Origin of the sequence: Mesorhizobium sp. B2-4-1, assembly GCF_006442185.1 — a bacterium.
GTDB lineage: Bacteria > Pseudomonadota > Alphaproteobacteria > Rhizobiales > Rhizobiaceae > Mesorhizobium.
The window spans coordinates 164,208-186,316 of sequence record NZ_VFVN01000011.1 but is presented as its reverse complement, the minus strand read 5'-3'; the positions used below and the strand labels follow the sequence as shown (position 1 = coordinate 186,316).

The window sequence follows — 22,109 nt, the reverse complement described above, 5'->3', positions numbered from 1 at the left end:
GAGGCTGACATGCCATTGGAGCTCGGGCTTGTCTTGGGCAGGGCCGCACTGGAATTGGACTGGAGCGAAAAGCCGAGCCTTTTGCGCGCACTGTGGCAGTTCTGCGCCACGATCGCGCAGGTGCCGCCGCACCGGCCTCTCAAAGAGAGAATCGGACGCCGCGCCAGGGCCGGCCACAGAAAATGCCGCAACCTATCTGGCGCTGGTCGGCGTATAGCCGAAACGGCGACGAAAGCAGCGATTGAAATACGATACATCGCTGAACCCGCTCGTCATCGCGATATCGCTAATCCGCATGTCGCTGTGTCTCTGAGAGAGCATCCTGTGGGCGCTCTGCAACCGCAGTTCGAGAACGCGCTCGGAGAAGCTCACTCCGGTTTCCTGAAGGAGATCATGGACGTAGCGCGCCGACAGGCCGAGCTGTTGCGCGACACCTTGGGCGGAGATGCCAGGATCGGCGAAATCCTCGGCAATCGTTGCCAGGATCGCCTCCAGCCTGGCGGCGCGCAGGCCGCGAAGGCCGACCAATTCGGCAGCCCGGCCTTTCGCCCCGGTCACCAGGCCGATCAGGTCCACGATCGTGTCCGTCGCATGGGTTATGAGATCGGCCGAGGCGAGCGGGCTGCCGCTTTCAAGAAGCTCGCAATAGCGCTTGAGAAGATCGAGGGCTTCGTTGTCGGCGCCGATCTTCAACCCCAGCCGGTCGTCGATCTGCGGGAAGGCGCGCATGAGGACCGCGCGTGGGACCACCACATTGGTCCAGATATTGCTGTCGGCACCGGTCATTTTCAGCGCCTCCGAGGCCGTGACGAGGACCGCTTCTCCCCGACCGACGGCATATTCGCGGCCGACCTGCACGCCCGACAAGAGGGTGTCGGCCTTGTTGATCAACAGCAAATAGCCGTCATTGTCGTCCTCGGCGATGTTGCTCGCCTTCCTTGTCGCCTGCTTGATCGTTCCGGACATCTGACCGAGAACCAGTGAACCGACAGCCGTGGCTTCGATCGAGGCCTCGAAGGGCAGGTTTTCCGATATGCCGTATTCCACCGACCATATTTCCGCGACGTGGATGTCCTGCCACAGGGAAAATCGCTCGCGTTCGTCAAGATGCGGTGGCAACTGAGCCGATGAAAACACCGTCTTTCGCGACAATGGAAAACCTCGATAAAGTATCCGCGCTTAAAAAATACCGATCGCCATACTTTCAATCGGCAGAATAACCGGCAACAGTGGCGGCTGGCGTCAAGCAATCGAGTTGAATCCTAATCGAGATCGGCCAGGAGTGGCGTCATCCAAAAGTATGACGCCACAAAATTCTCCGAGGCGAGATCGCAATGTGTCTGGAGGCGTGGTGGAGAGGCTGAGCAGCGAAGTCCTTGGTTCCATTATCGGCGATATTTACGATTGCGTTTTGAACCCGGAAGGCTGGGCCGGCGTCATGACCCGGATCACGACCGCCATGGACGCGGCCTATACAACCATCGCGCTCGCCAGCACCGCCGACAATCATGGCCGCTTCGCCGCTCAATCGCCTTGGGATCCCGTGCAAATGCGCGTGCTCCAGGATTATGACTTTGACGCAATTCCCGGTCTGAAGATGTCGGTCGTCGGCGATGTCGACACGCCTGTCGCGACGCTGTCGCTGATGAGCGAAGCCGAACTCGGGCAGACGGCATTTTTTCAGAACTGGGCCAAACCTCAGGGACTGCGCGAAGCCTGCATCACCAAGTTCGTCCACACATCGGACCGGATCGGGCTCATGGGTTGCACCACATGGGCCGACAGGGGGATCATATCAGCCGAAGACCAACATTTCCTGGCGTTGCTCTCGCCGCATCTGCGCCGTGCTTCCCTGATCGGAGACCTGCTCGACCAGGCTCGCGTTACCGCCAGCCTTTACCGCCAGGCGCTCGACAATCTCGCAGTGCCTGTCGTGCTTGCCGGCGCCAACGGGGCCATCCTCCATGCCAATGGCGCTGCCGAACGGATGTTGTCGGCGCAAGGTCCGATTCTTTCCAGGAACGGCCTACTCCAGGCGCAGAATCCGGCGGTCGCCCGCGCCCTGCTGGAAGCGATCGCCAGCGCCGCGAACGCGGATGCTTCGCTTGGCGCCCGGGGCATAGGACTGCCGGTCTCGGCCCCAGGCCGGCCGCCCGCTGTCGCCTATGTGCTGCCGCTGACCGAAGGAACCGCGCGCGCGGCTTTCCGGCCGGCATGCGCGGCTGTCTTCATATCGACCACAACGTCGGCTTCTCCTCTCCCGGAGGCCGTCCTGACCACGCTGTTCGACCTTACGCCCGCGGAGGCGCGGGTCCTGCTGCGGATCGGCAGCGGATTGTCGGCGTCGAAGAGCGCTTTGTCGCTCGGCATCGGCGAAAACACCTTGAAGACACACCTCAATCGTATCTTCGCCAAAACCGGGACGAGACGCCAAGCCGACCTCGTCAAGCTCGTCTCGGACATAGGCACGCCCCTGGCAGCGCATTGAGGCTGAAGGCGTAGTCCGCAGCGCGAGATCGGCTCACCGCCTCCAGAGCGGCTCCGGCGCGAAGCGCTCGCTCGCCGGGATCGCGCCTGGCCGCCCCCCTCTGGCCTGCCGGCCATCTCCCCCTCAAGGGGGGAGATTACTCGCTTCCACCGCTCAGATCAGCTTCTCCAGCGTGATCGGCAAGTCGCGCACCCTTTTCCCCGTCGCGTGGAACACCGCGTTGGCGATCGCCGGCGCCACGCCGACGATGGGCAGTTCGCCGACGCCCTTGCCGCCGAGCACAGAGGAGTGCGGGTCGGGGATGCCGACCGAAATCACCTCGATGTCGGGAATGTCGGCATTGGTCGGCACCAGATAGTCGGCGAGGTTGTTGTTGACGATGCGGCCGTGGCGGCGGTCGATGATGCCTTCTTCCAGCAACGCCTGGCCGATACCCATGATGATGCCGCCCTTCCACTGGCTTTCCGCCAGCTTCGGATTGTAGAGCCGTCCCGAATCCAGCGCCGACACGACGCGCGAGACCCGCACGGTGCCGAAATCCTCGTCGACCCGGACCTCGATGAAATGCGCGCACCAGGAGTGGCGGGAATAGTCGCCTTCGGTGTGCGGCAGCGCCATGGCGATGGTGGTGTAGTTCCTGTAGCGGTCCTCGGCACTCGAATTGGCCGGCATGGTATCGCCTGTCGCCTCGATGCGATCGCGGCCGACGCTTTTGAGGAGCTCGGCGATCGACACATCGGGGCCGTCGCCACGCGGTGCGGTGATGCGGCCATTGGCGACGACCAGCGTGTTGGCCTGCAGCGCATGGAAGGGCGAGCGCGGGTCGCTGATCGCCAACCCGACCAACTGGTCGAGCGCCGAGGTCGCGGCCTTGTAGACGGCACCGGTCATGACGCCGGCCAGGCGCGAGCCGCCTGCGACGCCGGCGCGGGGAAAGCGGGAATCGCCCAGCTTCACCACGACGTCGTCGGCCGGCACGCCCACCGTCTCGGCCGCCGTCTGCGCCAGGATGGTGTAGGTGCCCTGGCCCATGTCGATCGAGGAGCTTTCGACCTCCACCGAGCCGTCGGCCAGGATGCGCACGATCGCCTCGCCATAGGCGCGCCGCACCGGATAGGTACCGGCGGCCACGCCCCAGCCGATCAGCTGGTTGCCGTCGCGCATCGAACGCGGCTCCGGTGAGCGCCTGGCCCAGCCGAAGCGCTCGGCGCCCGTGGCAAAAGCCTCGCGCAACTGCCTGGTGGACCAGGCTTTTTTCACTTCCGGGTCCTGCTCGGCATAGTTCCGCAGCCGGATCTCCAGCGGGTCGATGCCAACCTCATAGGCGAGCTCGTCGATGGCGCTTTCGATGCCGAAGGCCGAAGGGTTCTCGCCCGGCGCGCGCATGGCGCCCGGCACCACGGAATTCACCCGCACGACGTTCTGCCGGGACGAAAAGTTCGGCGTCGCGTACATGATCGAGGTAACCGAGGCCAACGGCTCCACCCACATGCCATCGATCGACGTTTCATTGACGCCGCGATGCACGATCGACTGGATTTTTCCTTCCGCATCCGCGCCGAGCGCCACCGTCTGGCGCGTCGCGGCGCGGCCGCCATAGCCGGTGAAGGTCTGCGGGCGCGTCATCACCAGGCGCACCGGCCGGCCGAGCATTTTGGCTGCACTCGCGGCAACCGCGCCGTGGCCGAGCGCCAGCGCCTTGGAGCCGAACCCGCCGCCAATATAGGGCGAGACCAGCCGCACATTCTCGAACGGCACACCGAACCATTCGGCATAGGTGCGCGCCATGCCGTCGAGCCATTGGCTCGGCTCCCAAACAGTGAGCCGGTCGCCCTCCCAGCGGGCGATCAGGCCGTGCGGCTCCATCGGCGCCTGGTATTCGCGCGGCGTGTTGTAGGCGGCGCAGATCCGGACCGGGGCGGACGCAAAGGCAGCCTGCGCGTCGCCCCATTCCTTGGTCATGGCCTCGATCGGAATGCCGTCGCCGGCCTTGGCATCGTTGAGGTCGACGATGGCCGGCGTCTCGTCATAGCCGACCTTGACGAGGGCCGCTGCCGCAACCGCCTGTTCGAAGGTTTCGGCGACCACGGCGGCGACATGCTGGCCCGAAAAGCTGATGTCGCGCGCCAGCGGGCAATAAGGCTTGTCGGGCGGGGGCGTGCCGAACCAGTCCGACGCGGTTTTCAGGGCCATGATGGTGTCCGGCGTCAGCACTTGCAGCACGCCGGGCGCCGCCTCAGCCTGCGCCGTATCGATGGCGCGCACCTTGCCGGACGCGATCGTGCTGTCGACCAGCACGGCATAGGCCAGGTCTTCGAGCTGCTGTTCGACGGCGTATTTGGCCGCGCCGGTGATCTTGGCCGGGCCGTCGACGCGCGACAGCCGGCCTCCGACGGCTTGTGCCAGCACGCCGTCGGAGGCGTCGCCATGTCTTGCGATGTGAACGGTCATGCCGCTTCTCCCAGTTTGAGGATCGCTCTGGCCACGACGCGCGGCGCGAGCTCGATCTTGTAGTGGTTGGCGCCATGGTCGACGGCGCCCTCGACGGCGAGCAGGCTGGCCGCGCGGACAGCCTTAGGCTCCAGCACCTTGCCTTTCAGCGCCTCTTCCACGGCGCGCGCCCGCCAGGGCTTCGTGGCAACGCCGCCGAGCGCGACGCGCAGGTCGCGGACGGTGCGCCCGTCGGCCTCGAGTTCGAGGCCGACGGCGGCACTGGCGGCGGCGAACTCGTAAGACTGCCGGTCGCGGACCTTCACGTAGCTCGAGCGGCGGGCGGCGGCGGATCCCGGGATTTCGATGGCGGTGATCATCTCGCCCGGTTCGATCGCGTGTTCCTTCTGAGGCGTGGTGCCGGGCAGCAGGAAAAAGTCGTCGACCAAGACGCGGCGTTCTCCGAGATGGACCACCGCATCGAAGGCGACCAGCGCGGTGGCGAGATCGCCGGGATAGGTGGCGATGCAGGCCTCGCTGGTGCCGAGCACCGCATGGCCCCTGGTGACGCCGCCGATCGCCGAACAGCCGCTGCCGGGCTCGCGCTTGTTGCAGGCGGCAAAATTCGAAGGATCGCGGAAATAGGGGCAGCGTGTGCGCTGCATCAGATTGCCGCCGACGGTCGCCATGTTGCGGAGCTGCGCCGAAGCCGCCTGCCACAGCGCCTCCGAGACAGCGGGAAAGCCGCCCTTGATGCCGGCATGGTCGGCGACATGGCTCATCCTGGCGAGCGCGCCGATGACGGCGCCGCGCTCGTCGATCTCGATGGCGTCCAGCCCCTTGAGATGGGTGATGTCGACCAGGCTGTCGGGCTCGGCGACGCCGCATTTGGCGAGGTCGATCAGCGTCGTGCCGCCGGCCAGCAGCATGGCGCCGGGCAGGGCGGCCGCCTGGCGTGCGGCGTCGACGGAGTTGGCGCGAAGATAGGAAAAATCCCTCATGACGCGGCCTCCAGCGCTGCCTGGCGCACGGCGGCGACGATGTGCGGATAGGCGCCGCAGCGGCAGAGATTGCCGGCCATGTATTCGCGGATCTCGTCATCGGAGCCGGCATGGCCCTCGCGGATGCAGGCGACCGCCGACATGATCTGGCCCGATGTGCAATAGCCGCACTGGAAGGCGTCCTGATCGAGGAAGGCAGCCTGCACGGGATGCAGTGCGCCCTCCCGTGCAAGCCCCTCTATGGTGGTGACGGTGCGGCCTTCGGCCTGTGCCGCGAGCGTCAGGCAAGCCAGCACGCGCTCGCCGTCGACATGCACCGTGCAGGCGCCGCACTGACCGTGGTCGCAGCCCTTCTTGGTGCCTGTCAGGCCGAGGCGGTCGCGCAAGGCGTCGAGCAGCGTGACGCGCGGTTCGAGGTCCAGCGTATGCGGCTGGCCGTTGATATCGAGATGGACGGGGATTGTGGTGTTCGTCATGGGCGTCTGGCTCCAGTTGCTTGACGCTGAGGGAAATGAAGTGGTGTCGGGGCGGGGAAGGGCAAGGCGCAATGTGGTCAGCTTGGCCGATCTCCCCCCGCGGGGGGAGATTACGCTCTTCGGCGCCTTCACCAATCCCTGACGGAAATCGGCTTTGGCTTGCAAGCTTTCAGCACGTGACATACCGGTTCCCCTGATTATATGATAAAGGTGCTCCACTAAAGCGGAGGTGCCTCCGTTTATTACGTGGGGGCTGACCCGATGGGGTTCAAGCCCCATATTTCGACAGTGGAGAAAAAATTGGCCGCAGAGCCGTCCGCCATCCCCGACCAGAAGACCGCAGAGGCCAAGCCGCTGCGCGCCGACGCGCAGCGCAACCGCGACCGGCTGGTCGAGGTGGCGGCGTCGGTCTTCGCCGAGCGCGGGATCGACGCCTCGCTGGAGGAGATCGCGCGCCGCGCGGGCGTCGGCATCGGCACGCTCTACCGGCATTTCCCGACACGCGAGCACCTGGTCGAGGTGGTCTACCGCCGCGAGGTGGAGGGGCTGTGCGCGGCCGCCGGCGAACTGGCGGCAAAGCATCCGTCCGACGTGGCGCTGGAAGAATGGATGCGGCGCTTCGTCGACTATATCGCCACCAAGCGAGGGCTTGCGACCAGCCTGCGGATCCTGTTGACGGCGAATGCCAATCTCTATTCCGACACGTCGGGTCGGGTCTCGGCGGCGTTGCGGCAATTGGTCGAGGCGGCGGTGGCCGAGGGCACCATCCGTGGCGATGTCGACGCGTCCGACGTGCTGCACGCGCTGGGCGGCATCTATTCGGCGCCCGACACCCCGGATTGGCGCGATCGCTCGCGCCGGCTGGTCCGGCTGCTGATGGACGGATTGCGGTTCGGCGCCGCCAAGGCTAGGTGAGGGCGACTGGAGACTGGCCTGCGGCTAGCGGGCACGTCCGCGATTTGGGGGCATCTTATGTATGTGGGCCGTTCCTACAAGGTGATGGATTTCGCGCTCTGGTCGCGGCGCAGCGTCATCTACATGGTGGTGGTGAGCGGACTGGCGGTGGCCGCCTACCGTTTTCCCGGACTTGCCGGGTTCTCGGTGCCGTGGTCTGTCGTGCTGGTGCTCGGCACCACGGTGTCACTGGTTGCGGGCTTCAAGAATTCGCAGGTGTTTACCCGCAGCGGTGAAGCGCTGCAGGCCTTTGCGCAAATCACGGCCAGCAGCCGGTTGTGGTCCAATTTCTGCAGGGACTTCACCGACGCCCCGACAGCGAAGCAACTCATCTATCGCCACATCGCCTGGATGACGGCGCTGCGTTTCGCGCTGCGGCGGCCGATGCCATGGGAATCCATGGCGCGGGCCGCCAATATCGAATACCGGCGGCGTTACCATGTCCAGGAGGATACGGGCTCGATCACCGACGAATTGCGGCCGTTGCTAGCCGAGCAGACCGGGGGCGTCCTGAAATCGCCCCGCCCGGCGATCGCCTTGCTCGAAATGCAATCGGTGCAGGTCAACGGCTTGTTCAAGGACGCCAAGATTCCTCCGCAGATCTATGGCGAACTGACAAAACTCATCCGCGACTTCCACGACCAGCAGGCGCGCTGCGACCGCATCAAGAACAATCCCTATCCCCGCCAATACGCCATCGTCAGTTCCATGTTCGTCATGATCTTCTGCACGCTGTTGCCGTTCGGCGTCGTTCCGGTCTTCGCCGAGATGGGCAAATTCGGCGGCGCGCTGGGCTCGATCGCGATCTGGCTGACGATCCCGTTCAGCACGCTGCTGGGCTGGGCATACATGTCGCTCGACCAGGTCGGCGAGAGCAGCGCCAACCCTTTCGAGGGCAACGCCAACGATGTGCCGATCTCGCAGATCTGCCGCGACATAGAGATCGAAATGCGGACCGGGCTCGGCGAGATCGACCTTCCCGCGCCATTGCTGCCTGTCAACGACATCGCGACGTAAGGCCAGTGCCTTACGGCGATAAGCGCGAACCGCCCGGGCGTCATTGGCGATGTGTTTCGCCCCGGGCGGCGCGTCGGCGCCGCCGTCGAAGCGTCAGGTCTTTTCGGGCGTGCACCAGGGGCAGCCCTTGGCGGGTTGCGACGGCTCGTCGCCGCGCCGTGTCGGCTCCGCCTCGATCGGCTCCCGTGTGTCGGGACCGTGCGTCTCACTCGTCCGTGTCATGGTTCTTCTCCTTGATGGGTTGCATCGGCGATTCAAGCTGCTTGCGCAATGCTCTGTTTTTGCAGAGTTTTCTCCAAGCGCTTTGCTTTCTCCCGGCCCGCCTGCCTGTTGGAAATCACGCGCAGCCAAGGCGCCAGATGGAAGGCGCTCATCAGCAGGTACATGACCGGCATGCCGGTGAGCGGCGAAGAGGTGCCCATGCACAGCATCGCCGCATCGCCGCCGAAGATGCCGGCCAGCAGCGCCATCAGGGCGAAGATCGGCGCTGCGGCGAGGCCCAGCCAGTCGGCGATGCCGAGGCGGGCCGCGTCCTGATCGGGACAGCGGCGGGCGTCTGTATGGATGTCGCTCATGTCTTTCTCCTCGGTTGCGCATTGGCGCAAGCCCGGAAAGCAGCAGCAGTTCTGGGAAAGCTGCCGCCTTGTGAAGAGCGTCCGGCCGCGCTTGCGTGGAGCCGGCGCTCTAGCCAGGCTCTACTGGACGTCCTTGTTGCGGAACGCCGCCTCGCCGGCAGCAGACACTTCGTCCCATTTCCTGTCCGGCGCGGTGTCTGCGTCGTAATTGTCGCTCCAGTTCCACCATTTGTAGGTCGGGGTCTGCGGATAGCCTTCGGGCGAGTCCTCCCAGACCTCCTGGCGGCCGAGCGGCGTGGCGTCGAGGTAGCTCCAGACGGTGCCCATCGCCTCGTCGCCGCGGTTGTTGATCAGATAGGTGCGGAAGATGCGGTCCCCGTCGCGGATGAAGACGTTGTGGCCGTGCCATTCGTCGACGCCGAAGTCTTTGTCGAAGCTGTCGGTGATGGTGTACCAGGGCATTGCCCAGCCCATCCGCTTCTTCAGCCGCGCAATGTCGGCCTGCGGCGCGCGCGAGGCATAGGCCAGCGTGGTGTCGCGGGCGTTGAGATGGGCGAGGTTGGAGACCTGATCGGCGCCCAGCGAGCAGCCGCGGCAGGCGTGATCGGGCCAGCCATACACACCCGGCTCGAAGAAGGCGCGGTAGACGATCAGCTGGCGGCGGCCCTCGAACAGGTCAAGCAGGCTCGCCTTTCCGTTGGGTCCTTCGAACGTGTAGTCCTTCTCGACGGCCATCCACGGCATGCGCCGGCGCTCGGCGGCCAGCGCGTCCTTGGCGCGGAGCGTCGCCTTCTCCTTTACGAGCAACTGCTGGCGCGCCGCCTCCCATGCTAGCTGGGAAACGATCGGCGGTGTGTGCATCTGCTTGGTCATGGCTTTTGCCTCGCTGTTCCGGTTTGATGTGACGCGACTGACATAGCGCCGGACAGCGGGATGGTGAGAGTTACAAGTATGGCGGGATTCGCCGTGGCGGGATTTTGATGGATTCGCTGATCACGGCCGCGGGGCTGTTGCTGGCGGCGGGTGATCCGCTCGGCGCGCTCGACCGCGTGGCGCTGCGCGAGGACGCGCCGGCGCTGGCGCTGCGCGGCATCGCCATGGCGCAGCTTGGCGATCTCGACCGGGCCAGGGCGCTGCTGCGGCGGGCGGGGCGCGCCTTCGGGCCCAGGGAAGCGGTGGCGCGCGCCAGATGCGTCATCGCCGAAGCCGAGATCGCGCTGGTTTCGCGCGACCTCGGCTGGCCGGCCAAGGCGCTCGACGCGGCGCGGGCGACGCTGGAAAAGCAAGGCGACCGGCTGAACGCCGCGCATGCGCGGCACCTGGAAGTGCGATTCCTGTTGCTGATCGGCCGTCTCGACGAGGCCGAGCAGGTGCTGGCCGGGCTCGATGCGACGCCGTTTCCGCCGGCTTCGCGGGCCGCGCACGAGCTGGTCGTCGCCGGCATCGCCATGCGGCGCCTCAGGACGAAGACCGCGCGCGCGGCACTCGAACGGGCCCGCCACGCCGCATGGCGGGCCGGCATTCCCGGACTGATGGCCGAAGTCGACAGCGCGTTCCGGGTGCTGGCAACGCCGGCGGCGCGGCTGATCGCGAACGGCCAGGAGCATCCGCTGCTGCTCGAGGAAGTCGAGACCTTGCAGGCATCGGAAGCGCTGGTGGTCGACGGTCTTCGTCATGTCGTGCGCAGACAGGAGGCGCGGGCCTCGCTGGCGACGCGCCCGGTGCTGTTTGCGCTGGCCCGCGCGTTGGCCGAGGCCTGGCCCGGCGACATGCCGCGTGCGGCGCTCATCGCCAGGGCCTTCGGCGGCAGGTACGCCGACGAATCGCATCGCGCCAGGCTGCGGGTCGAGATCGGCCGGCTGCGCGCCGAGCTGCGCGGGCTGGCCGACATCCAGGCGACGAAGCGCGGTTTTTCGCTGGCGCCGAAACGGGGCGGCGGGGTGGTGGTGCTGGCGCGGCCGATCGAGGAGCGGCATGCGGCGGTGCTCGCCTTCCTCGCCGACGGCGAAGCCTGGTCGAGCTCGGCACTGGCGCTGGCGCTCGCATCCAGCCAGCGCAGCGTGCAGCGCGCGCTGGAGCAGCTTGCCGAGACCGGCAAGGTGCAATGGTTCGGCCACGGCCGGGCGCGCCGCTGGATGACGCCGCCGGTGGCGGGTTTCACGACCACCTTGTTACTCCCGGCGCCGTTGCCGAACGGCTAGGAATGGATCACACGATCAAGGGTGAGGATGAAGACATGAAACATGCGGCGGCCGAAATCCTGCGTGAATACGGCCCCTTTGCGGGCGTGGACAGCGTGCATGGGGTGAGCTTCGATGGGCAGAACGTCTGGTTTGCCTCGGGCAAGGGGCTCACCGCCTTCGACCCGGAGAGCGGGCAGGCGGTGCGCTCGATCGATGTCGCCGCGCATGCCGGGACGGCCTATGATGGCCAGTACCTCTACCAGCTCGCCAAGGACCGGATCCAGAAGATCGATCCCGGCACCGGCGCGGTGCTGTCCACCATTCCGGCGCCCGGCGGCGGCGGCGATTCCGGCCTCACCTGGGCCGAGGGCACGTTGTGGGTGGGGCAGAACCGCCAGCGCAAGATCCACCAGATCGACCCTGAGACCGGGGCGATCCTGCGCGTCATCGAATCCAACCGCTTCGTCACCGGCGTGACCTGGGTCGATGGCGAGCTGTGGCACGGCACCTGGGAAGGCGATCAGAGCGACCTGCGGCGCGTCGATCCCGAGACCGGAGAGGTGCTGGAACGGCTCGACATGCCGCCCGGCAAGGGCGTGTCGGGGCTCGAATCCGACGGCGGCGACCGCTTCTTCTGCGGCGGCGGCCCGGGCGGCGTGGTGAGGACCGTGCGCCGACCGAAATGAGGGCTGATCTTCGCGGTGAGCTCAAATGCCAACGAAAGCGACAAGAGCATCGTCTGTGTCGATCACACATTCGGCAATTTGTCCGCCGCCGGCTGGCCGTTGCCCGATGCCGGGCCTAGATAGGCTGGACCATCTTCGCAGAGGACCAGACCATGCCTGAACAGATTTCGTTGAACGACGGCTCGACCATTCCCCGGCTCGGCCTTGGCGTGTGGCAAGTCGATCCCGCTATCACCGCCAAGGTGGTGGGTTGGGGGATCAAGGCCGGCTACAGGCTGATCGACACCGCCGAAGGCTACCAGAACGAGAAGGGCGTCGGGGAGGCGATCCGGGGCGCGGGCGTGCCGAGGGGCGAGCTGTTCATCACCTCGAAGCTGCGCAACGGCGCGCACCAGCGCGATGCCGCATTGCGCGCCTTCGAGGATACGATGGACAAGCTCGGTATCGAACAGATCGACCTGTTCCTCATCCACTGGCCGGTGCCCAGCCAGGACAAATATGTCGAGGCCTGGCAGACATTGGTCGAGCTGCAGAAAGCCGGCCGGATCAAATCGGTCGGCGTGTCGAATTTCAACCGGGATCACCTGGAGCGCATCATCGGCGAAACCGGCGTCACGCCAGCCGTCAACCAGATCGAGCTGCATCCGCGTTTCCAGCAGCGCGAGATCAGGGAGTTCCATGCCCGGCACAACATCCACACCGAAAGCTGGAGCCCGCTCGGCAGCGGCAGGCTGCTCAGCGACGCGACCATAGCAGGCATCGCCGCAAAGCACGGCAAGTCCGCGGCGCAGACGATGATCCGCTGGCATCTCCAGGAAGGGCTGATCGTCATCCCGAAATCGGTCCACCAGGACCGCATATCGGCCAATTTCGACGTCTTCGATTTCGAACTGGACGCGCAGGACCTGAAGGCCATCCGCGGCATGGATTCAGCCGATGGCCGCGTCGGGCCGAACCCTGCGACGGCGGCGTTCTTGTTTTGAGGCCACCAACGTTTTTACTCTACGGCGCCCCCCTCTGTCCTGCCGGACATCTCCCCCACGAGGGGGGAGATCGGCTGTCGTGAATGCTTTCGCCAATTTTCAACTTTGAAAAATGTGGCGCTGGAGCCAAAGCTGCCAATCTCCCCCCTTGTGGGGGAGATGCCCGGCAGGGCAGAGGGGGGCGCTGTCCCGCCAGCCTGTCAGGGCGCGTCTGCCAAACCAGCCGCGATAACGATATGCTGGCAGACATTGTCTATGTCGCGGATGACATCGTCATTCCAGAAGCGCAAGACGATCCAGCCATCCTGTTCCAAGCGTTTGGTTCTGGCCTCGTCAGCATTGGCAAGACCCGGGTCGCCATGTTGTGAACCGTCGACCTCTGCAATCAGCTTTTTCTCCGGGCAGGCGAAGTCCACGATGTAGCCGGCGATGGGGAATTGCCTGCGAAAGCCAGGCCCATCAGCCTATGCGCACGCAGCTCGTTCCAGAGCTTTAGTTCGGCATCGGTCATGATCCTGCGCATCGATTTCGCGTTAGCGCGGTGTCTTGGGGGCAAGGGTGTGTGTGGCATGGTGTGAGAGGCTTGATGCTGAAGTTGGTCACCAACGTTTTTACTCTACGGCGCCCCCCTCTGTCCTGCCGGACATCTCCCCCACAAGGGGGGAGATTGGCAGCTTTGGCTCCGGCGCTACATTCTTCAACGTTGAAGATTGGCGAAAGCATTCGCGACAGCCGATCTCCCCCCTTGTGGGGGAGATGCCCGGCAGGGCAGAGGGGGCTGTCCCGCCGGCGTCTCAGGAGATCAGCAGCTTCAGTGCCTCAAATCCCCGAGCCGTCCAGCTGCTGGGCGTCGTCGCCTTCCCAGGGCGAGGGCATGGAGGCGCGGGCGAGGTTGGCCGAGGGCATCGGCATCCAGCATTTCAGCTCGGGCTCGGCATATTCGACGATGCGGCCGGGCGAGGAGTCCGACGCGCGCCAGCCTTCTTCGCCGAACTGGTCGCCATCCGACCAATAGGCGAGGTCGACTTCCGCCGGCCCCTGCTCGGACGGCCGGACCGTGACGAGGATCCGGCTGCCGTCCTTGGGCGCGCTTGACATGTGGCGCCAGCGGTCGGGCTCATCCATCGCTCATCCTCCTCGAGATCCATTGCCATGCTTCGAGAGGGATAGTCGCCTCGCGTCCGGAAGCGGTCAACCCGGACTTTTCGCAAAACCGGTCCTTGCGGTCGCGACCGCATTGTCGGATTCGATCGGCGCTATCCGTCCTTGGCGTGCATGCCGCAACAAGGAGCGAGGCGATGGCGAGTGACAAGGTCGGGCCGAAACCGCACGGGGCGGACGCGGAGATGAAACTGTTCTTCAGCCGCAACCCCAATCCGCGCCTGGGAGTCGCGGTGGCCCGTCACCTCGGGGCGAAGGTCGCGTTCGAATTCGCTTCGCCTATGGCGCCGGGGCAGGCGGAGCGGTTCCGCCCGCTCAATCCCAATCTTTCCCTGCCCTTGCTGGCCTGGCCTGGAGGGAGCCTCTGGGAAGCGGACGCCATAGCCTGCCGGCTTTCGCGCGACATGGGTTCGGATTTCTGGCGCGCGGGCGACGACGAACCCGAGATGATCCGTTGGCTGAGCTGGGGCAAGGAAGAGTTCGTCAGGGCCTGTGACATCGTGCATTTCGAGCGCGGCACCAAGCAGCGCTATGGCATCGGTCCGATCGACGCGGAAAAGGTCGCGGAGGGACTGGAACAGTTCCACAGGACGGCGCTGATCCTCGAGGCGGCACTTGGCCGGCGGCCATGGCTGGCCGGGACTTCGGTTTCCTATGCCGATTTCCGCATGGCGACGTTCCTGCCCTTCAACGACGCCGCCCGCTTGCCGCTCGGCGACTATCCCGAGATCGAGCGCTGGTATCGCCGGCTCGAAGAGATCGAGGCCTGGCGCGATCCGTTCCAGGGGCTGGACGCGCCCGCATTGGCGCCGGTCCCCGGACGGTGATGCCCGCGTGAGACGACGCGGGAGCGGCCGACCAGGCTTCAGGATTTGATTCGCGATTCCGCTTCAACTGCTTGTTTTCACGTGCATCCGAAACGATTGCGCGCTTGTCATGCGATCGTTCAGCCGGTCCGAGGTTCGCATCAGGCAGGCAGCATTCGCACAACTGTGCGCAACGCCCAACCGGCGGCCATCGGCGCTCGACGCTTTGCAATCGGATTGATAAGTCCCTCTGCGAAGGAGCGGCTGAGTCTGACATGACCGTTGCGATCGAGATGGGACAGACGACCGCCGGCGCGCCGGCGGCGCTGGACCTTGAGGAACTGCTGGCGACGCGGCTTTTGGTGCAGGGCAATTCGGGCTCCGGCAAATCTCATTTGTTGCGCCGGCTGCTGGAGCAGAGCGCGCCCTGGGTGCAGCAGACCATCATCGACCCCGAAGGCGACTTCGTGTCGCTGGGCGAACGCTTCGGCCATCTGGTGATCGATGCCGAGGAACATACCGAGCGCGGGTTGCAGAGCGCCGGCGAGCGGGCGCGCATCCACCGCGTCTCCACGGTGCTCAATCTCGAAGGGCTCGACGCCGAGAACCAGATGCGGCGCGCCGCCGCCTTCCTCGGCGGGCTGTTCGAGGTGGCGCGCGACCATTGGTATCCCATGCTGGTGGTGGTGGACGAGGCGCAGCTTTTCGCGCCGGCGGTGGCCGGCGAGGTTTCCGACGAAGCGAGAAAGCTTTCGCTCGGCGCCATGACCAATCTGATGTGCCGCGGGCGCAAGCGCGGGCTTGCCGGCATCATCGCCACGCAGCGCCTTGCCAAGCTTGCCAAGAATGTCGCGGCGGAGGCTTCCAATTTCCTCATGGGCCGCACCTTCCTCGACATCGACATGGCGCGCGCGGCCGATCTGCTTGGCATGGAGCGGCGGCAGGCGGAGGCCTTTCGCGACCTGGAACGCGGACACTTCATGGCGCTGGGCCCGGCGCTGTCGCGCCGTCCGCTCGGCCTGCGCATCGGGCCGACGGATACGAGCCCGCGCAACGGTACGCCGCGGCTGATGCCGCTGCCGGAAGCGGCATTGGAGGACGCCCGCGCGATCATCCTGGCGGCACCGCCGCCGGAGGCCGTGCGGCCGCAGCGGCGGGTGACATCGCCGGACCTGCTCGACCAGCTGATGGCGGCGAAGTCCGCGGCGCTGGAGATCCGCCCCGAACCGGCCGAGCCGGCGCCCAGCGCCGAGGACCTGGCGGAGCGGCGCGAGCGGATGGACCGCATCCTGCGCGCCATATTGGCGGAGCCCGACGCGGGCTTCCGCGTCATCGGCGTGCTCTACCAGGAGTTCGTGGTGCGCTGCCGCATCGAGGGGCTGGCGTCGGTCGTGCCCGATCTGCAGGAGTTCCGCCGCATGCTGACGCGCGCCCGCGCCGGCGTGGGTTCCGATATGGCCGAGGACGATGCGTGGCGCGACGTCTCCGTGCGCGCCTCGCTGCTGCCCGAGGACATGCAGGGCGTGTTCATGATGATCGCCCGCGCGGCAAAGGAAGGCTGGCCCTGCCCGAGCGACGCCGCGATCGCCCGCGCCTATGGCTCGCACTCCATGCGCCGCGCCCGGCGCCTGCTCACCTATATCGAGGAGCAGGGCCTGATCGTGTGCCAGCTCGACGGCACCGGCCGGCGCACCGTGACGCTGGTGGAACTCGCCTGGGCGACGGCGCCGGGCGACCCCAATGCGGCGCCGGGCGACCGCAACGCGGCGCCGGGCGATCCCAATGCCGAGGAGGCGGAGCAGGGCAGCCTGGCGCTGTGACCAATGCATGCGCGCGGCACGGTTGCGGTTTTCCACTGGAACATAACGAGAACATGTGATACTCTATCGCATCGGTGAGTCTTGCGCGGTACGGTCGAGGGCGATGGGAAAAATTTCACAGATTCGTGGGTCGAAATTGCCTGCCGTCTTGCGCTCGGCGGCTGATGCATTGCGAGCGGCGCGCGCTGAGCTGTCGAAGGCTCGCCTGCTGGCACGCGCATGGTGCGAGACGATCGACGAATGCGACCGCGAAACCTATGCGGTTTCGCTGACCCGGCGCGCTCTGGAGGCCTTGTCGGCGGCCCTCGGCATTTCTCCGGCGATCTGCCCCTCGCTCGCCTTCGAAACGGAAGCGCTGGACGAGCCGGCCTCCGCGCTTGCGCACAGCATCGGAGAGACCGCCGCGCGGCTGCCGATCCTCGAAGCGCTGCATCTCGTCACCAGCCTCTATCCGGTCCTGCTGCCGACCAGGGAGCGCGGTGAGCGCGGTGCCTTCTACACGCCGCCGGCGCTGGTCAACCGCCTGCTCGACCAGGCCGAGGAAGAGGGCCTGGACTGGCGCAGCGCGCGGGTTCTCGATCCCGCCGCCGGCGGTGGGACGTTTCTGTTTCATGCCGCGCACCGCATGATCGCCGCGCTCGGCGATTGCGAGCCCGCCTTCGCGCTCAGCCATGTCGGCACCAGGCTTGCCGGTTTCGAGCTCGATCCTCTCGCGGCGCGGCTGGCGCAAGGCGCCCTGGAGATCGCGCTCGCCGATATTGCGACCAGGGCCGGGCGCGCCGCCCCGGCCATGGTGACGGCCTGCGACACGCTTGAAGCCGATCCGGAACCCGTCTTCGATCTCGTCGTCGGCAATCCGCCCTATGGGCGGGTCTCGCTGCCGTCGCGATTGCGCGAGCGCTATGCGCGCGGCCTCTACGGGCACGCCAATCTCTACGGCGTTTTCACCGACGCCGCGCTGCGCTGGACCAAGCCTGGCGGCCTCATCGCCTTCCTGACGCCGACAAGCTTTCTCGGCGGCCAATACTACTCGGCGCTGCGCAGCCTTCTGGCCAACGAGGCGCCGCCCGTCGCGATCGACTTCGTGCATGCGCGGCGCGGCGTTTTCGAGGATGTGCTGCAGGAGACGCTGCTTGCCGTCTATGTCAACGGCGCGCAGCCGCGGCGCGCGCAGATCCACTATCTGACCGTCGCCTCCGAGACCGATGCCGGGATTGCCCGCAACGGCACGATAGGCTTGCCATCCGACCGCGCCATGCCTTGGCTTGCGCCGCGCACGCCGGAGCACAGCCGGCTCATCGCCCGGGCCGAGACGATGACGCATCGCCTCGTCGACTGGGGCTATGGAGTTTCGACCGGCCCGCTGGTCTGGAACCGCTTCAAGGGTCAATTGCGCGATCGCGCCGGCGGCAAGGGGGTGCATCCGTTGATCTGGGCCGAAGCCGTGACCTCCGACGGCCAGTTCGCCTATCGCGCGCGCAAGAAGAACCACGCCCCTTACTTCAAGCTGGAGGCCGGCGATGGCTGGCTGCTTGTCGAGGAGCCCTGCATCCTCGTCCAGCGCACCACCGCCAAGGAACAGGCCCGGCGCCTGATTGCCGCCGAACTTCGCCAGGAATTCATCGATGCGCATGGCGGCGTCGTCGTCGAAAACCATCTCAACATGGTCCGCGCGACCGGCAGCATCAAGGTGCCGGCAGCGGTCGTGGCGGCGCTTTTGAACAGCCGCGTCGTCGATGATCTTTTCCGCTGCATCAGCGGCAGCGTCGCCGTTTCCGCCTTCGAGCTGGAAGCGCTGCCGCTGCCGCCGCCCAAGAGCACCAGCACGTTGGCGAAGCTCGTCGCAGCCGGTGCGACGCGCGAAAAGATCGAGGCGGAATGCAGCCGCCTCTACGGTGAGCCTGCATGACGGCACGGCCGCCCTATGCGACGCGCGATCTTGTCGCCGGGCGCTTGCCGCTGATCTTTCCGGAAGGCACGCCGAACCGCATCTATTGCATCCGCGAACTTGCCGCCAGCACCGTGTTCGCCGCTCTCTACATCGGCGCCGTCGAGGGTTCGGGGCGATTCCTGGGCCCTGTCCATGTTTATCGCATGACCCGCGAGCAGGCGGCGCTGGCGGACGATGCAGATCGGGATGCCTACGCCGCAACTGTCCTGCGCAAGAACGGCGCCGTCGCGGGATCACGCTGGTACGCGGACAATACGCGCGAGCCCATCCGCGACGAGACGCTGCGGGACGGGCTGGTGGCGATCGGCGCGGTGCTGCGTCGCGAGGATCTGCCGACGACTTCAGGCCAGCCCCGCTACGCGCTGAGGGCGGCGTTTGCAGCCCTGTTCGACCCGGCGCTGGAAGGCGAGGCGCTGGAAACCGCCATCGCGGACTTCCAGGAAACGCATCTCAGCAAGGGCGCGCTGGCCCGCGTGACCATCATGCGCGCCGGCGCCGTCGCCAACACCGCCGGCATCCGCGTCACGTTTCCGAACGGCGACACGAGGCTTTTGGCGCCGGGACCGAGTTCGGTCATCGCGCAAGCCGTCATCGAGGTGTTCGCCAAACGGTTTCTCGCCGCCCCTGCCATGTTGTGGCTGAGCGAGAGCGGCAACAAGGTGGTCCTGCGCGACGACGCCATCGCCAGTGCGATCGGCCTCAAGATCGAGGCCGACAGGAACCTGCCCGACATCATCCTTGCCGATCTCGGCCGCAAGGAGCCGTTGATCCTGTTCGTGGAAGTGGTGGCGACCGATGGCGCGATCACGGATCGCCGGCGCGATGCCCTCCATGCCGTCACGGACGCGGCCGGTTTCGACCGAAAACAGATCGCGTTCCTGACCGCCTATCAGGACCGCCAGTCCGCCGGCTTCAAGAAGACCGTCGCGCAGCTTGCCTGGGGTTCGTTCGCCTGGTTCGTCTCCGAACCCGGCCAACTCCTCGTGCTTCATGACGGCGCGGCCGACGGGCGTCCATTCGGCAGCTTGCCTTGGACAGTGATGTAATAACGCTTCCCCAGCGTCACTAGGACAGCCGGTCGATACACGGATTATCCGGTGTTGCGCTCCGTTGGCGGCCTAGCCTGCTATGTTTAATGTTGGAGTTATTGTATAGGAATAAGGTCTGGCGAATAGCACTTCGTTTGTTGGGAACGAGTAGCATTTCGTTTGATGGCGAGGGGAGCGCCAAACGATGAAGTTCAACTTCGATGGACCTCCAGTGGATGAATCCGAGGCTGACATCCCGCTCGCCTGCCAGCGCCAATTGTTGCCTCTCGTGGGCGAAATCGTCGAGGCGGCTGTCGCGGCCGGCTGGGACAAGGATGATGTGCTTCTGGCTTTTGTGGAACTCGCGTGGGATCTTTACGAAAAAGGTCGCGGGGACCCGCAATAGACGGCCGTGAACGACTGGCTCCGCGCCGCGCCGTTGCGTGCCACTGATGCCGAACAACGCTGTCGAACCACAGGGCCGACACAGCCTCGCATGTGAACTCCTCCTTCGTGACCGATGCGTTGCCGGCTTACGCCCGGGCCGACGAATCCGGAAGCGAAGATCCGTCAAGGCTCTTCGCTATTGACAGAAATGCTGCTGAACTTCCTTCGACGGTCAGTTCTTCTTTCTTATCTCGAATAAAGAATTTTCTTTGCGCGTGGAAGTTCTTTTCAATTCGAGGCGTGTGCGTTACGTTGATTCCGGGTCAGGGGAAGGGGATACCAAGCGGCGGTAAGCCGGCTGAGGCAACACGTATGAAACATGCGGGCGGGGCTCGGGAAAGCGGCGATTCCCAGGGCGTCGATCAAGAGCGGACAGCTCGATACGTCCTGGATATCATTCCGGAAAGTGCTGGTCCCAGAAGAGCCACCGCCCGCGGAAGCGTCATCTATTCCGTCCGCAGTCCGGGATCGCAGAAATTCCTGGCCAGGGAGCATTCCACGGGGATTGTGCTGAGGCCGGCACGCAAGCTGAGAGCCTCGCTCGGCAGTGACAGGATCACGCAGTACGATGCGCCGGTCGGCTGTCTCGTCGTCAATCCGGCGGGCGTCGACAGCACGCTGGCCTGGTCGCAGACCAGGGAGAACGCCGTCGTTTCGATCTCTCCCGAAGCGCTGTCCGAGCTGGCGGCCCATGAGTTCGATCTCCCGGACGTCAAGCTCGAGCCGCCCGCGTTCGGCACGGTTGACCTGAGGGCGCTCAACATAGCCCAGATGATCACTGCCGAACTGACCGACAGGCTGCCGCCGAACGAGCTCTATCTGGACTCGCTGCTGACGGTGTTCGGGGTGCATCTGCTGCGCGGTTATACGGGTCGCAAGAGGCAGGCCGCGTCGCCCAAAGGCGGGCTCTCCGCCGTTGGCGCCCGACGCGTGCGAGAGTATCTCGACCAGAACTTCGTGCGGAAAGTCATGGTCGCCGAGCTCGCGTCGGTCGCGGGGGTGTCACCAAATCATTTCATCGCAAGGTTCGCCGGGACATTCGGCATGCCGCCGCATCGGTATCTGATCAACTTGCGTCTCGACCTCGCGGAAAAGCTGCTGGCCGGCGGAGAGTTGCCGATTGCCGAAGTCGCCTACCTTGCCGGATTTTCGGATCAGAGCCACCTGGCCGCGACCATGAAGAGATACAGGGGAAGAACGCCAGGCAGACTGGTGACGCTTTCCGCAGGAATTGAAAGCCCGACCATGGCAAAGTAGCAACAGCTGCCGGCCAGCGAGCCAAGACCGGAATTTCCTACAAGGCTTCCGGAGTTTTTCAAAATACGTCCGTCACCACCTGTGCCCCAAGCTTTGCTGGAGTCATTTGGAATGCCATTCGGTTCGCGCATTGCTTGCCATCCGGCCGGATCGATCACATGAGCGGGGCTGGCGATGCGGGCCCGCTTCGATCAATCACGAATTGTTTTTCAGGGGAACGGGGAGGGAGGCCTCGGGTTGAAGTTCATCTGGGAAATATCGGGAGGCCGAAAAATGCCGGGCGATGATGGTCCCCCCGGATCGGTATCCGGAGCCAATCCGGCCCGGCAGCCGCTGCTCAACGTGAAGGGCGGGCTTTCCGTCCGCAGTGCGCGCAAGGTGCAGGAGTTCCTGAACGAGAACTTCTCGCGCAAGCTGGCGCTTGCCGAAATGGCCGCCGTCTGCGGATTTTCATCGTACCACTTCGTGCGCGCCTTCTCCAAGACGTTCGGCATGCCGCCGCATCAATATGTTCTCGATCTCAGGCTGGACTTCGCGGAAAGACTTCTTGCCGACAGCCGCATGACCATCGCCGACATCGCCCATCTCAGCGGGTTTTCGAGCCAGAGCCACTTCACCACCATGATGAAGAAATACCGGCAGATGACGCCGATGCAGGCGCGGGCGGGCAAGTTTAACGCAAAGATTAGATGAAGCCGCGCTCTCGTCATTATTTGATTACTTGATTTTAAAGCAGTTGCTAAGGTAACGAGCCGTTAACCTCCGCGTATATGCTCGTATCTTTTCTCACAAGACAGCAATTTCGTGAAATACCGCGAAGGGGAATCATGTCTTCCTGCTGTGGAG

General features: G+C 65.4%; 21 protein-coding genes and 1 pseudogene. 13 read left to right on the top strand and 9 right to left on the bottom strand.

Annotated features, from left to right (window positions below):
• Window positions 1-192 precede the first annotated feature (192 nt).
• A complete protein-coding gene (locus tag FJ949_RS25140; protein ID WP_140500123.1) occupies window positions 193-1,152 on the bottom strand; it encodes an AraC family transcriptional regulator in 960 nt (319 codons plus the stop codon).
• A 199-nt stretch (window positions 1,153-1,351) separates the two neighbouring features.
• Between FJ949_RS25140 and FJ949_RS25135 the strand changes: the two genes are divergently transcribed.
• Window positions 1,352-2,488: a helix-turn-helix transcriptional regulator gene (locus tag FJ949_RS25135; RefSeq protein WP_140500122.1), complete on the top strand. Its 1,137-nt coding sequence runs from the start codon at window positions 1,352-1,354 to the stop codon at window positions 2,486-2,488.
• A 153-nt stretch (window positions 2,489-2,641) separates the two neighbouring features.
• On the opposite strand, the gene FJ949_RS25130 is transcribed toward FJ949_RS25135, so the two are convergent.
• Genes FJ949_RS25130 through FJ949_RS25120 form a run of 3 tightly spaced genes read right to left on the bottom strand, consistent with a single transcriptional unit; the run spans window position 2,642 to window position 6,395 of the window.
• The gene (locus FJ949_RS25130; RefSeq protein WP_140500120.1) at window positions 2,642-4,939 is read right to left on the bottom strand and encodes a xanthine dehydrogenase family protein molybdopterin-binding subunit; all 2,298 of its coding nucleotides are present in this window, start codon (window positions 4,937-4,939) and stop codon (window positions 2,642-2,644) included.
• Window positions 4,936-5,919 carry a xanthine dehydrogenase family protein subunit M gene (locus FJ949_RS25125; protein WP_140500118.1) on the bottom strand — a complete coding sequence of 328 codons (984 nt, stop codon included), beginning with the start codon at window positions 5,917-5,919 and terminating at the stop codon, window positions 4,936-4,938. Before FJ949_RS25125 ends, FJ949_RS25130 begins: the two co-directional genes overlap by 4 nt.
• Window positions 5,916-6,395: a (2Fe-2S)-binding protein gene (locus FJ949_RS25120; protein ID WP_140500117.1), complete on the bottom strand. Its 480-nt coding sequence runs from the start codon at window positions 6,393-6,395 to the stop codon at window positions 5,916-5,918. Before FJ949_RS25120 ends, FJ949_RS25125 begins: the two co-directional genes overlap by 4 nt.
• Window positions 6,396-6,695: 300 nt before the next feature.
• Here FJ949_RS25120 and FJ949_RS25115 point away from each other — a divergent pair, with 300 nt between their 5' ends.
• The gene (locus FJ949_RS25115) at window positions 6,696-7,310 is read left to right on the top strand and encodes a TetR/AcrR family transcriptional regulator (protein ID WP_140500115.1); all 615 of its coding nucleotides are present in this window, start codon (window positions 6,696-6,698) and stop codon (window positions 7,308-7,310) included.
• A 57-nt stretch (window positions 7,311-7,367) separates the two neighbouring features.
• Window positions 7,368-8,366: a bestrophin family ion channel gene (locus tag FJ949_RS25110; RefSeq protein ID WP_140500113.1), complete on the top strand. Its 999-nt coding sequence runs from the start codon at window positions 7,368-7,370 to the stop codon at window positions 8,364-8,366.
• A gap of 93 nt (window positions 8,367-8,459) precedes the next feature.
• On the opposite strand, the gene FJ949_RS31040 is transcribed toward FJ949_RS25110, so the two are convergent.
• From FJ949_RS31040 to FJ949_RS25100, 3 genes are all read right to left on the bottom strand, one after another.
• Complete coding sequence (locus FJ949_RS31040; RefSeq protein ID WP_263483591.1) at window positions 8,460-8,588, bottom strand: hypothetical protein; 129 nt, start codon at window positions 8,586-8,588, stop codon at window positions 8,460-8,462.
• Window positions 8,589-8,620: 32 nt separating this feature from the next.
• Entirely contained in the window at window positions 8,621-8,941 is a 321-nt protein-coding gene (locus FJ949_RS25105) for a hypothetical protein (RefSeq protein WP_140500111.1), read from the bottom strand.
• A 120-nt stretch (window positions 8,942-9,061) separates the two neighbouring features.
• Window positions 9,062-9,814, bottom strand: coding sequence for a DUF899 domain-containing protein (locus tag FJ949_RS25100; protein WP_140500109.1), 753 nt, complete (start codon window positions 9,812-9,814; stop codon window positions 9,062-9,064).
• 107 nt (window positions 9,815-9,921) lie between these two features.
• Between FJ949_RS25100 and FJ949_RS25095 the strand changes: the two genes are divergently transcribed.
• The 3 genes from FJ949_RS25095 (at window position 9,922) to FJ949_RS25085 (ending at window position 12,793) form a co-directional block, all read left to right on the top strand.
• Window positions 9,922-11,142 carry a helix-turn-helix domain-containing protein gene (locus FJ949_RS25095; RefSeq protein ID WP_140500107.1) on the top strand — a complete coding sequence of 407 codons (1,221 nt, stop codon included), beginning with the start codon at window positions 9,922-9,924 and terminating at the stop codon, window positions 11,140-11,142.
• A gap of 35 nt (window positions 11,143-11,177) precedes the next feature.
• Window positions 11,178-11,810 (top strand): PQQ-binding-like beta-propeller repeat protein, encoded by a 633-nt coding sequence (locus tag FJ949_RS25090; protein WP_140500105.1) that lies wholly within the window; start codon window positions 11,178-11,180, stop codon window positions 11,808-11,810.
• Window positions 11,811-11,962: 152 nt separating this feature from the next.
• Entirely contained in the window at window positions 11,963-12,793 is an 831-nt protein-coding gene (locus FJ949_RS25085; protein ID WP_140500104.1) for an aldo/keto reductase, read from the top strand.
• Window positions 12,794-12,993: 200 nt separating this feature from the next.
• On the opposite strand, the pseudogene FJ949_RS25075 reads toward FJ949_RS25085, so the two are convergent.
• Together FJ949_RS25075 and FJ949_RS25065 are read right to left on the bottom strand one after the other, a co-directional pair.
• Window positions 12,994-13,364: pseudogene (locus FJ949_RS25075) on the bottom strand (endonuclease domain-containing protein).
• A 248-nt stretch (window positions 13,365-13,612) separates the two neighbouring features.
• Complete coding sequence (locus FJ949_RS25065) at window positions 13,613-13,918, bottom strand: hypothetical protein (RefSeq protein WP_140500102.1); 306 nt, start codon at window positions 13,916-13,918, stop codon at window positions 13,613-13,615.
• Window positions 13,919-14,139: 221 nt separating this feature from the next.
• Here FJ949_RS25065 and FJ949_RS25060 point away from each other — a divergent pair, with 221 nt between their 5' ends.
• The 7 genes from FJ949_RS25060 (at window position 14,140) to FJ949_RS25030 (ending at window position 21,956) form a co-directional block, all read left to right on the top strand.
• Window positions 14,140-14,781: a glutathione S-transferase family protein gene (locus FJ949_RS25060; RefSeq protein ID WP_140500178.1), complete on the top strand. Its 642-nt coding sequence runs from the start codon at window positions 14,140-14,142 to the stop codon at window positions 14,779-14,781.
• Window positions 14,782-15,035: 254 nt separating this feature from the next.
• Complete coding sequence (locus FJ949_RS25055; RefSeq protein WP_140500100.1) at window positions 15,036-16,580, top strand: ATP-binding protein; 1,545 nt, start codon at window positions 15,036-15,038, stop codon at window positions 16,578-16,580.
• Between the two features lie 136 nt (window positions 16,581-16,716).
• Window positions 16,717-18,489: an N-6 DNA methylase gene (locus FJ949_RS25050; RefSeq protein ID WP_224647521.1), complete on the top strand. Its 1,773-nt coding sequence runs from the start codon at window positions 16,717-16,719 to the stop codon at window positions 18,487-18,489.
• A complete protein-coding gene (locus FJ949_RS25045) occupies window positions 18,486-19,577 on the top strand; it encodes a BsuBI/PstI family type II restriction endonuclease (protein ID WP_140500097.1) in 1,092 nt (363 codons plus the stop codon). Before FJ949_RS25050 ends, FJ949_RS25045 begins: the two co-directional genes overlap by 4 nt.
• A gap of 187 nt (window positions 19,578-19,764) precedes the next feature.
• Complete coding sequence (locus FJ949_RS25040; protein WP_140500096.1) at window positions 19,765-19,965, top strand: hypothetical protein; 201 nt, start codon at window positions 19,765-19,767, stop codon at window positions 19,963-19,965.
• Window positions 19,966-20,072: 107 nt separating this feature from the next.
• On the top strand, window positions 20,073-21,263 hold the full coding sequence (locus tag FJ949_RS25035) for an AraC family transcriptional regulator (protein ID WP_224647520.1): 1,191 nt from the start codon (window positions 20,073-20,075) through the stop codon (window positions 21,261-21,263).
• Between the two features lie 174 nt (window positions 21,264-21,437).
• Window positions 21,438-21,956, top strand: a complete 519-nt coding sequence (locus tag FJ949_RS25030) for an AraC family transcriptional regulator (RefSeq protein WP_140500094.1) — start codon at window positions 21,438-21,440, stop codon at window positions 21,954-21,956.
• Window positions 21,957-22,109: the final 153 nt, after the last annotated feature.

Bases quoted from the DNA above. Each gene is read 5' to 3' on its own strand.
- FJ949_RS25095 (WP_140500107.1), top strand. From the start codon at position 9,922: ATGGATTCGCTGATCACGGCCGCGGGGCTGTTGCTGGCGGCGGGTGAT.
- FJ949_RS31040 (WP_263483591.1), bottom strand. From the start codon at position 8,588: ATGACACGGACGAGTGAGACGCACGGTCCCGACACACGGGAGCCGATC.
- FJ949_RS25100 (WP_140500109.1), bottom strand. From the start codon at position 9,814: ATGACCAAGCAGATGCACACACCGCCGATCGTTTCCCAGCTAGCATGG.
- FJ949_RS25090 (WP_140500105.1), top strand. From the start codon at position 11,178: ATGAAACATGCGGCGGCCGAAATCCTGCGTGAATACGGCCCCTTTGCG.
- FJ949_RS25120 (WP_140500117.1), bottom strand. From the start codon at position 6,395: ATGACGAACACCACAATCCCCGTCCATCTCGATATCAACGGCCAGCCG.
- FJ949_RS25065 (WP_140500102.1), bottom strand. From the start codon at position 13,918: ATGGATGAGCCCGACCGCTGGCGCCACATGTCAAGCGCGCCCAAGGAC.
- FJ949_RS25040 (WP_140500096.1), top strand. From the start codon at position 19,765: ATGAAGTTCAACTTCGATGGACCTCCAGTGGATGAATCCGAGGCTGAC.
- FJ949_RS25030 (WP_140500094.1), top strand. From the start codon at position 21,438: ATGCGGGCCCGCTTCGATCAATCACGAATTGTTTTTCAGGGGAACGGG.
- FJ949_RS25085 (WP_140500104.1), top strand. From the start codon at position 11,963: ATGCCTGAACAGATTTCGTTGAACGACGGCTCGACCATTCCCCGGCTC.
- FJ949_RS25045 (WP_140500097.1), top strand. From the start codon at position 18,486: ATGACGGCACGGCCGCCCTATGCGACGCGCGATCTTGTCGCCGGGCGC.
- FJ949_RS25055 (WP_140500100.1), top strand. From the start codon at position 15,036: ATGACCGTTGCGATCGAGATGGGACAGACGACCGCCGGCGCGCCGGCG.
- FJ949_RS25130 (WP_140500120.1), bottom strand. From the start codon at position 4,939: ATGACCGTTCACATCGCAAGACATGGCGACGCCTCCGACGGCGTGCTG.
- FJ949_RS25110 (WP_140500113.1), top strand. From the start codon at position 7,368: ATGTATGTGGGCCGTTCCTACAAGGTGATGGATTTCGCGCTCTGGTCG.
- FJ949_RS25125 (WP_140500118.1), bottom strand. From the start codon at position 5,919: ATGAGGGATTTTTCCTATCTTCGCGCCAACTCCGTCGACGCCGCACGC.
- FJ949_RS25105 (WP_140500111.1), bottom strand. From the start codon at position 8,941: ATGAGCGACATCCATACAGACGCCCGCCGCTGTCCCGATCAGGACGCG.
- FJ949_RS25060 (WP_140500178.1), top strand. From the start codon at position 14,140: ATGAAACTGTTCTTCAGCCGCAACCCCAATCCGCGCCTGGGAGTCGCG.